The sequence below is a fragment of the Lutimaribacter degradans genome (assembly GCF_023703375.1).
GTDB classification, from domain to species: domain Bacteria; phylum Pseudomonadota; class Alphaproteobacteria; order Rhodobacterales; family Rhodobacteraceae; genus Lutimaribacter; species Lutimaribacter degradans.
This window is the reverse complement of record NZ_JAMQGO010000016.1, coordinates 47,405-56,804: the sequence shown is the minus strand read 5'-3', so window position 1 is coordinate 56,804 and position 9,400 is coordinate 47,405. Positions and strand designations below refer to the sequence as shown.

General features: G+C 61.2%; 6 protein-coding genes and 1 pseudogene. 3 read left to right on the top strand and 4 right to left on the bottom strand.

Going from position 1 to position 9,400, the window contains the following annotated elements:
• Both M8744_RS16555 and M8744_RS16550 read left to right on the top strand, forming a co-directional pair.
• Positions 1–86: pseudogene (locus tag M8744_RS16555) on the top strand (IS5/IS1182 family transposase); the annotation flags it as partial.
• A 77-nt stretch (positions 87–163) separates the two neighbouring features.
• Complete coding sequence (locus M8744_RS16550) at positions 164–1,651, top strand: SLC13 family permease (RefSeq protein WP_251419822.1); 1,488 nt, start codon at positions 164–166, stop codon at positions 1,649–1,651.
• A gap of 188 nt (positions 1,652–1,839) precedes the next feature.
• Here the strand turns inward: M8744_RS16550 and M8744_RS16545 are convergent, their stop codons facing one another.
• The 4 genes from M8744_RS16545 to M8744_RS16530 form a co-directional block, all read right to left on the bottom strand.
• The gene (locus tag M8744_RS16545; protein ID WP_251419820.1) at positions 1,840–2,334 is read right to left on the bottom strand and encodes a sigma-70 family RNA polymerase sigma factor; all 495 of its coding nucleotides are present in this window, start codon (positions 2,332–2,334) and stop codon (positions 1,840–1,842) included.
• 170 nt (positions 2,335–2,504) lie between these two features.
• Positions 2,505–2,993: a YciE/YciF ferroxidase family protein gene (locus tag M8744_RS16540; RefSeq protein ID WP_251419818.1), complete on the bottom strand. Its 489-nt coding sequence runs from the start codon at positions 2,991–2,993 to the stop codon at positions 2,505–2,507.
• A gap of 76 nt (positions 2,994–3,069) precedes the next feature.
• Positions 3,070–3,267 (bottom strand): hypothetical protein, encoded by a 198-nt coding sequence (locus tag M8744_RS16535; protein WP_251419816.1) that lies wholly within the window; start codon positions 3,265–3,267, stop codon positions 3,070–3,072.
• A gap of 164 nt (positions 3,268–3,431) precedes the next feature.
• The gene (locus M8744_RS16530; protein WP_251419815.1) at positions 3,432–4,394 is read right to left on the bottom strand and encodes a hypothetical protein; all 963 of its coding nucleotides are present in this window, start codon (positions 4,392–4,394) and stop codon (positions 3,432–3,434) included.
• Between the two features lie 601 nt (positions 4,395–4,995).
• On the opposite strand from M8744_RS16530, the gene M8744_RS16525 reads away from it, so the two are divergent.
• Positions 4,996–9,309: a CheR family methyltransferase gene (locus M8744_RS16525; RefSeq protein ID WP_251419813.1), complete on the top strand. Its 4,314-nt coding sequence runs from the start codon at positions 4,996–4,998 to the stop codon at positions 9,307–9,309.
• Positions 9,310–9,400: the final 91 nt, after the last annotated feature.

The following is a 9,400-nucleotide window of genomic DNA, read 5'->3' as shown; positions in this document are numbered from 1 at the left end:
GACGTGTGGCGACCCGATACGACAGATGCCCAAAGGTCTTCCTCTCCGCCATCGCACTCGCGGCGCTCGTCATTTATTGGCTATGAGTCCTGAGCCTAAGCTGTCCGTATCCGGTCTTCAAAGATTACCGCGCATGCCGATGTCGATTGAACACGAGGTTCCAATGCCAGCAGACAGAAATGTCCACCCTGCCAAGCGAAGCGTTCAGCGGGCCCCAGCGCTGCGGATCGCCGGGTTGATTGCCGGGCCCGCCGGGGCCGCGCTGCTGATCTGGCTCAGCCCGCCCGAGGAAATGCCGGTCGAGGCATGGCGCATGTTGGCCATTACGCTTTGGATGGTGGTCTGGTGGCTGTCCGAGGCCTTGCCGATTCCCGCCACGGCGCTTTTGCCGCTGGTCCTGATGCCGCTTCTGGGTGTGCAGGACATGTCCGATACCGCGGCGCGCTATGCCAACCCGCTGATCTTTCTGTTCCTGGGCGGGTTTCTTCTGGCGGCCGCAATGCAGCGGGTGGGGTTGCACCGCCGCATTGCGCTGCGGATCGTATCGATTGTGGGGGCTGCGCCTGCCAGGATCGTGCTGGGGTTCATGCTGGCTACCGCTTTGCTGTCCATGTGGATCTCGAATACAGCCACCGCGATCATGATGTTCGCGGTCGCCTTGTCGGTGATCGACTTCGTCGGTCGGCAGAGCCAAGATGACCGGATGGTGCGCAACTTCGGAATCGCCTTGATGCTGGCGGTGGCCTACAGCGCCTCGATCGGGGGGGTCGGCACGCTGATCGGGTCACCGCCCAATGCGATGCTGGCCAGTTTCGTTCAGCAAACCTACGGGGTCGAGATCAGCTTTGCCCGCTGGATGATGATCGGTTTGCCAGTCGTCACCGTGATGTTGCCCCTGACATGGCTCTTGCTCACGCGTTTCCTTTTCCCGGCAAGCAGCATCGCGGTGGGCAATGCGGATGAGCTGGTGCGTCAAGAGGTCAAGTCATTGGGGCCGATGGATCGCGGTGAACGGCTGGTGGCGATCGTGTTCGGCACTGCCGCCCTGGGCTGGATGCTGCGCGATCCGCTGGTCCGGCTGACGGGCTTACCGCTGGATGATGCGATGATCGGCATCACGGCAGCCCTGGTTCTGTTCGGCCTGCCCGTGTCGCGCGGCACCGGGCGTTACGCGCTGGATTGGACCGCCACGCGTGACCTGCCCTGGGGTGTCCTGTTGCTGTTTGGCGGCGGGCTGGCGCTGGCCAGTGGGTTTTCGTCTTCGGGACTGGCACGGATAATCGGCGAAGGTGTGGCCGGGTTCGACATTTCCACGGTGTTGCTGGTGCTGGCCGTGCTTGTCGCCATTGTCTACCTGACCGAGATCACCTCCAACACCGCTTCGACGGCCACGTTCCTGCCGATTCTCGGGGCTGTCGCGATGGGCTTGGAGTTGAACCCCCTGATCCTGACAGTGCCGGTCGCCCTCGGCGCGTCCATGGCCTTCATGATGCCCGTGGCAACACCGCCCAATGCGATCGTCTTTGCGTATGAAAGGATGCAAATGTCGGACATGGTGCGCGCGGGGCTGCTTATGAACATCATCGCTATCGCCGTGGCCTTTGGAACCTTCATCCTGCTGGGGCCCATGGTGTTCGGCATTGCTTTTTAAGCATATCGTCACTGCAATCCCCGCCCAGTTGGTGACCTGTTAGGCATCCTATCGCCGGATGCCGCAATTTCTCATTCTGAACGAGCGCTTGCGGCGCTCAACAATCACTGCAATTTGGATAGCCAGTCAGCGGCATCAATACGAAGCTGCAACTAGTCGCGAACACTCTGCGAGGTGATGACCGTGGTTCACGCCAATTCGTAGACCAGGGCGTGGTTGAGAGTGCTGCGCCCCCGGCTGACCCGGCTCTTGATCGTGCCAACCGTGCACTTGCAGGCATTGGCAGCCTCGAGCTGCGAATACCCATATGCACCCATCAGCACGATTGGCTGACGTTGGGCATCGGGCAAATTGGCGATGGCCGATATCAGCTCTTTCAGGGCAAGTGCGTGATGCTGGCACGGTTCCTCGAACAGGGTACGCGCGCAGGCCCCATCGACATCTTCGACTTCGCGGCGCAACTTTCGCAGATCCGAGAAGAACGTGTTGCGCAGGATAGTGAACAACCAGGCGCGCAGGTTTGTATTCGGCCGATAGCTGTCGCGTTTGGTCCAGGCCTTTAGTAGCGTGTCCTGAACCAGGTCCTCGGCACGATGCTCGTTGGCCGTTAGCTTGAGCGCACGGCGACGAAGGATTGGCACCTGCTGCGGGAGAAGAGCGTGGAATGCATGTTGTTCGATCATCGGTTATGTTTCCTTCTTGGTTGAGACCCGCGCGACGAAAGCGTCGCAGACATGAGACCGACCGCCAGGAGGTCGAATCTGGAGGTCATGACTGCCAATGAAGCGAATGACTGCGGGTCAGGCCGCGCCGCGCGCCGCAAACCCACGCACGAACAAGCGTCACCTCCATCTCAGGCGGAGAGAGCGTTCAGGCGTTTTTCGGCCAATTTGGACAGGGCCTTGTCAGCACCGTATTCCTGGTCGAGCGTCGCTTGCAGGAGCTTTGCCGCCTTCGGATTCCCAAGTTGCAGGGCCCAAGCGACCAGCGTCCCATAGCGGGCGATCTCGTAGTGCTCGACCGCCTGGGCCAGCGATATAAGCGCGGCATCCATCGTTTCAGCGTCGTCGATTTCGGCCATCAGGCCCTCGGCCTCTTCAAGCAGCCCAACCATCGCGTCGCATTTCGCACCGCGCGCTGCCTTGTCGAGACCATCGAACACCTCTTCCAGCCGCACGATGTGGTCTTCGGTTTCGTCGCAATGCGACGAAAGGGCCTTTTTCAGCTTCGGGTCGGTCGCCTTGCGCTCCATCTTGGGCAGCGCCTTGAGAATCTTGCGCTCGGCATAGAGCACGTCCTTCAGCGTGTGCAGGAACAGGTCGTCGAGTGTTTCAATCGTCATCGGGTCATTCCTTGAACTCTTGGTCACGGGTTACGAAAAAGGTAGGCTCATCTGCCTTGGTTCGGGCCAACGGGTTTTATTCCACCCATTGGTTTCGCAGGGTCCGATTCAAAGGGTGGCCGTCGTCGTTCGGATCCGTCCAAAAGGCATGCATGATCCGTTGGACTTGCGGATTGACGTCAAGACGCAACCCGACATCTCGACTTTTGCGTTCTGCATCCCGCATTTCTGTAAGCGTCTGAATGAACATCTCGGCTTGTGTTTGCTGGGGCATGGGGAAGCTCCTTTCCAGGCTTTGAAGGTGTGCTCGGGCTCTGTGGGTCGATCGCTCAGAGCAGCAAGGCGATGATGATCACGACAAGGAGCGGCGCTCCGAGAAGCCAGGCGATAATGGCGGGCATGGGTCTATCCTTTCAGAGTTGGGGAAACACAGGTGCATCATCGGCGCACCGTCAGCACATCCAGGCCCAGCCCTTCATCACGGTGATGCCCACCGGCAACGGCGGCGAAGAAGGCCGCGACGGCACCGACCAGCAAGGTGGCGGCGACGATAAAGCCGAACACCACTCCGGCAACGCGCACCTTTTCGACAGCTGCAAGCGCCGCGTTTCGGGCTCCGTCGATCTCGGCGACAACCTCATCGACACGGGTGCGGGCAGCATTCTGGTCAAGGTCGCTGTTCGCGGCGACGAGCAAGGCCAGATACCTGCGATCGCGTTCGACGACTTCGCCATTGGCGGCACTACGCATGAGGATGCCGGCAATCTCTTGCTGAACATCGGGATCGACTCCCGCAATTTCGGTGGTTTGCCGGGCCGACTGGCTGCCCGGGGTCATGGCCGGGTCACCATCGTTGCCCGAAGCCACATCCGTATCGGTGGCCCCTGCGCCCGCATCCTGGGCACCGCTGCGCAGCATGACATTGGCGAAATAGTCGGAAGACGCCGCCTCGGACGCGACATTCACCGCAGTGCTGGCAGCCGAACCCACGGCAGACGCGCCCGCACTTACCAGCCCGCCAACGCCTGATGCGGCAAGGATGATGCTGACCAGAGCGCCGGTGGCCCAGACGATCAAGCCGTGGGCGCCATCGCGCGTCTCGACCTCGTCTTCGGTCGCGTCACCTGCGTGGCGACGCATCCGCCCGGCAAGATATCCGCCGGCACCAAAGCTGGTGACCATCACCCATGCGAACCAGATGCCCGCAGCAATGGCGAACCAGAAGGCCGACATCCCCTCGCCGCGATAGGGCGAACTCAGCGAAAGCCCAAGGCTCGCACCGAAGCTGATCAGCAGAAACGAGATTGCGAGCGCGAACACGCCACCCGCAAGAATGGCGGGCCAATCCAGATAGGACCCGTTTGGGGAGGTTTGGCCGGGAGGCATGATTGCGGATGGCATTATGATATTCCTTGGACTTTGGTGGAAAGGTTCGAGCGCATCGGAATACCGTCAGGCCAGGCCGACAAAGCTCAGCACGGCAAGGACGATGACGATTGCGCCGACGATATAAACGATCTGACTCATGTGGTTTCCTTTCGATTGATCGGGCTGAATTCGCAGCCTACGGGCGTCGCGGGTCGGAATGATGCAAATGCCTGTGGGGCGCGCCGCGAACGTACCGCGCCCTTCGGAACGGGCTGGGCAACCCGCGTGTGAAGCCTGGAGATGCGAGTGGAGAGGGATTCTGCTTTCGGATATCCGTCTCACTGGCTGCCCAGCCTTCATGCTCACTTGTCAAACTCAACTCGTTACGTACGAACACTACTTTTTCGGGGGGGCGTGGCAGTAGGATCGGAATCTACTCAGGCCGTTCGTTCAGGGCTGGCCAATCTGCCCGCCGGGGCCATGATCAACGACCGTTTCAGGAAATGCCGAAATCTGATATGCGTCCAGAGGCGTCCCGAAATTGTTCCGTGTCAGAGACTGCATGGCATCCGACACGTATCCAGTGACCTTGCTTGTATCTGCAGCCTTGCCCTGTGACCTGTCTGGAAAGCCCATGTCGGACGACAAACCGCAACAACACTTGCCCGTGATTGCCATCGGGGCCTCTGCCGGCGGGCTTGAGGCATGCCGCGCCCTGCTCAAGAACATGCCGAATGACATGTATGCAGCGTTCATTCTGGTCCTGCATCTCGATCCGACGCATGAAAGCATGATGGTCGATCTTCTAGCCCGCGACACGGGGCTCGAGGTTCTACAGGCGTCCGAAGGCATGGCCCTGCGGTCAGGGTGCCTGCATGTCATTCCGCCGGGCCTTTTCCTCACGGTCGCGCAGCGTGTCCTGCATCTCTCCGAACCGGAGGGCGGCAAGGGGGTGCGGCTGCCATTTGATGTCCTGCTGCGCTCGCTTGCCATCGATGCGCGCGCGTTGTCGGGATGCATCGTCATGTCGGGCACCGGCACTGATGGCAGCATCGGTGTCGGCGACATACATGCCGCGGGCGGCCTGGTGATAGCGCAAGACCCCGAAGAGGCCGCCTATCCGGGCATGCCCGAAAGCGCCATCGAGACCGGTTTCGTCGACCGGACCCTCGCTACGAAAGACATGGTCGGCGCGCTTAATGATTTTCTGGGGGCCGTGACACCAGCTTCGGACCCCGCAACCGACACACCTAGGCATGGCAAGGATGACGGCGACTGTACGGGTCAAACGGACACCGTGGATTACGACGCATTGATTGCCCTTGTAGACGAGTATGCTCCGCAGGATATCTCGCTTTACAAACGGGGGACCATCGAACGTCGCATAGCAGGCCGAATGTCCAATATCGGGCTCGGACCGAACGAGACAGCACGCTATCTGGACATCCTGCAATCCGACGCCGAAGAACGCACGCGCCTGGCATCCGACTTGCTGATCCATGTCACCAGCTTTTTCCGCGACGCCGCCGTGTTCAAGCACCTGTCAACCAAGGCTGTCCCCAGCCTGCTGAAGGCCTTGCCGCCCGAACGGCCATTGCGGGTCTGGGTGGCGGGGTGCAGCACCGGCGAAGAGGCGTATAGCCTTGCCATCACCTGTATAGAGGCGATGGAGGCCGCCGGGGCTGAAGCCCGGCTGCAGATCCTTGCCTCGGATGTCGACCCCGAAGCCATCGCCACAGCACGAACGGGGTTCTATTCCAAGGATATTGAAGCAGATGTTTCCCCCGAACGGTTGGCCCGGTTCTTCGTGGCCGAAGACAACGGCTGGCGCGTCACCTCGACGCTCCGTGACGTGATCGTCTTCACCGTTGCCGATCTGCTGTCTGACCCACCGTTTTCCAGGATCGACTTGGTCTCGTGCCGCAACGTGCTGATCTATCTGGGGCCCGAGGCGCAAAAACGTGTTGTCGCGCGCTGCTGCTTTGCGCTGCGCCAGGACGGGCTGTTGTTGCTGGGTTCAGCCGAAATGCCGGGGCAAAGCAATAGCTGTTTTGCGCTTGAGGACAAGGCCTCGCGGCTTTGGCGCCGGGTCGGCAAGAGCTTGCCCGGCGATCTGCAATTCGCCGCGGGCAGGGGCGAGGTCGAGCCGCGCTCTCCCGCCCAACCCCCGGTAAAACGAACCGCGCTGGTTGATCTTTGCCGCAAGATATTGCTGGAAAACTATGCGCCTGCTGCGGCGTTGCTTAATGTCCGGCTTGAATGCCTTTATCTTCTTGGCCCGACCGAGAAGTACCTCAAGATCACGCAGGGCCACCCCGACCCCGGATTTGTCGGAATGTTGCCCAAGGCCCTGCGCGCAAGGTTTCGGGACGCGGCGGCAACCTGCGACTCCCAAAACCCGGTCGTAACCATTTCCGGCGGGCGCATCGGCAGTTCCGGCAGCTATGATATCGCCTTGCACGCGGTCTCGGCCGGGGGCGAGCCTTTGTTGCTGGCCTGCTTTCTCGAAACTCCGTACCCGGGCCAACCTGCGGCAGCGGGATCATCCGACAGGTCACCCAAGGGCCAAACTGCGAATCTCGAGGCCGAACTTGTTGCCACCCGTCACGACCTGCGGGATGCCCTGCGCGATCTGGACCGCGAGGTCGAGGCACATGCCGCAGACGCCGCCGAGGCGCTGTCGGTCAACGAGGAGTTCCAATCTACCAACGAGGAACTGCTGGCATCGAAAGAGGAACTGCAATCGCTGAACGAAGAGCTGACCGCACTGAACAGCCAATTGCAAGAAACCCTCGAACGCCACCGCACCACGGCCAACGACCTGCAGAACGTGCTATACAGCACCGATGTCGCTACGCTGTTCTTGGACCTGGACCTGAACATCCGGTTCTTCACCCCCGCCGCGCGCGCAATCTTTCACGTGATCCCGACCGATATCGGCCGACCGCTGTCGGACCTGGCCGCCGTGTCCAGAGATGACGATCTCGCCGCAGACACGCGCGCCGTGCTCGCATCCGGCGACCCGATCGAACAGGAAACCGAAGGCTCCGACGGTCAGTGGTTCCAGCGACGTATTCAACCCTACCGCGCCGAGGCTGACAGGGTTGAAGGCGTCGTGATTACCTATGTCGACATCACCGAACGCAAGCGCAACCACGCAGCGCTGCTCGCCGCGATAGAAGAGGCCGACCGGGCAACCCGGGCCAAGTCGCGCTTTCTGGCCTCGGCCAGCCACGATCTGCGCCAACCGCTGCAATCCATGGCGCTGCTGCACAAGCTTCTCGCCCCGCGCAAGCGATCGACCGAGGGGGCACGGCTGGCCGCGCTTCTTGATCAAACATTGAATTCCATGACGGCAATGCTGGATTCCATGCTGGATGTGAACCGAATCGAGTCCGGTATCGTCCGGCCCGACATGCGACCCGTACCAATCGCCCCGTTGATACAGCGCCTGGTCGATGAATTCGGCCCGCAATGCAAACTCAAGCATTTGAAACTCCGGTCGGTGCCGTCCAGGGCCTGGGTGCGGACCGATCCGCAACTTCTGGAGCAGATGCTGCGCAACCTCGTGTCCAACGCGCTGAAATACACGCCGAAGGGCGGTATCCTGATCGGCTGTCGCCACAAGGGCGAGACCCTGAACATTCATGTCTGCGACAGCGGCATTGGCGTGGCCGAGTCGGACAAGTCGGCGATTTTCGATGCCTATCACCAGGTCGAAAAAGCCGACATGTTTGCCGGTCAGGGCCTCGGGCTGGGGCTGTCGATCGTGCAACGTCTTGCAGAGCTTATGGAGCATCCGGTTTCCATGCGCTCCACCCCTGGAAAGGGGTCGACATTCATGATCTCGCTACCAGTTGTCGACGCGGATCCCGAGGCCTTGGCACCGCCGAAAGTGGAACCCGAACCGTGCGTCTCGGAGCGACAGACCGGGACGATTCTTCTGGTTGAGGATGAAGAGCCGCTGCGGGATCTGCTGGCCGACGTTCTCACCAAAGAGGGTCACAAGGTCATTCCCAGGGCCGGTGCGAAGGATGCGCTGGCATGGGCCAGCGGCGACGTGGCGCGGCCCGACCTCCTGCTGACGGATTTCGACTTGCACGGGGATGCGAACGGCCTGACCTTGGCGCAGGATCTGCCGGATATCCTGGGCGTCACGGTGCCGACCATCATCCTGACCGGCGACATTACCTCCGCCACGATGAAAAGCATCGCCGCATCACCCTTTAGTCAGGTCACCAAGCCGGTGCTGCCCGAAGTGCTTCTGGCCCAGATATCCGATCTCATGCTCATGGCCCGCTTGGCCAAGGCCGAGGCCGCATGGCGAGCGGAGCCATCCGGCACGTCCGTGCATGTCATCGACGACGATCCGATCATTCGTGAAACCATGCGGCGCCTTTTCGAAGCTGAAGGATGGGTGGTCGTCACCTATGCGTCAGCAGAGGAGTTCCTTTCGGCGCCGCGACCCGGTAGCGGCGCCTGTCTTCTGGTCGACAACCTGCTGCCCGGCATGGACGGGGTGGCATTGATAGACCGTTTGCGAACACAGGAATCTCAGTTGCCCACCGTCATGCTGACCGGCCACGGCGACGCCGCCATGGCCGTGGCCGCGCTGAAGGCCGGCGCCTCGGACCTTATCGAGAAACCGACAAGCGCCGCCGAGCTTCTGGCCAGTGTGCGGGCCGCAATGGCACAAATCGATGACGGACATGCGCAGGCAGACACCCGCAAGGCCGCACAGGAGCGGTTTTCTAACCTGACCGCGCGCGAGCACGAGATTCTTGAGCGGGTTCTGGACGGCAAGCCCAACAAGATCATCGCCCACGATCTCGGGATCAACCAGCGCACAGTCGAAAACCATCGCGCGTCGGTGATGCGCAAGACCGGGGTGGAATCGCTTCCGGCGTTGGTCCGGCTTGCGATTGCCGCCGATTTGCAAAGTGCGTGACAAGGCGCACACCACAGGGCTGCCGCGCGGAAATTGCTGCGCAACCGGTGGCCTCTCGGGAACGTAAATCGGTTTTGGTCATTGTACAGGA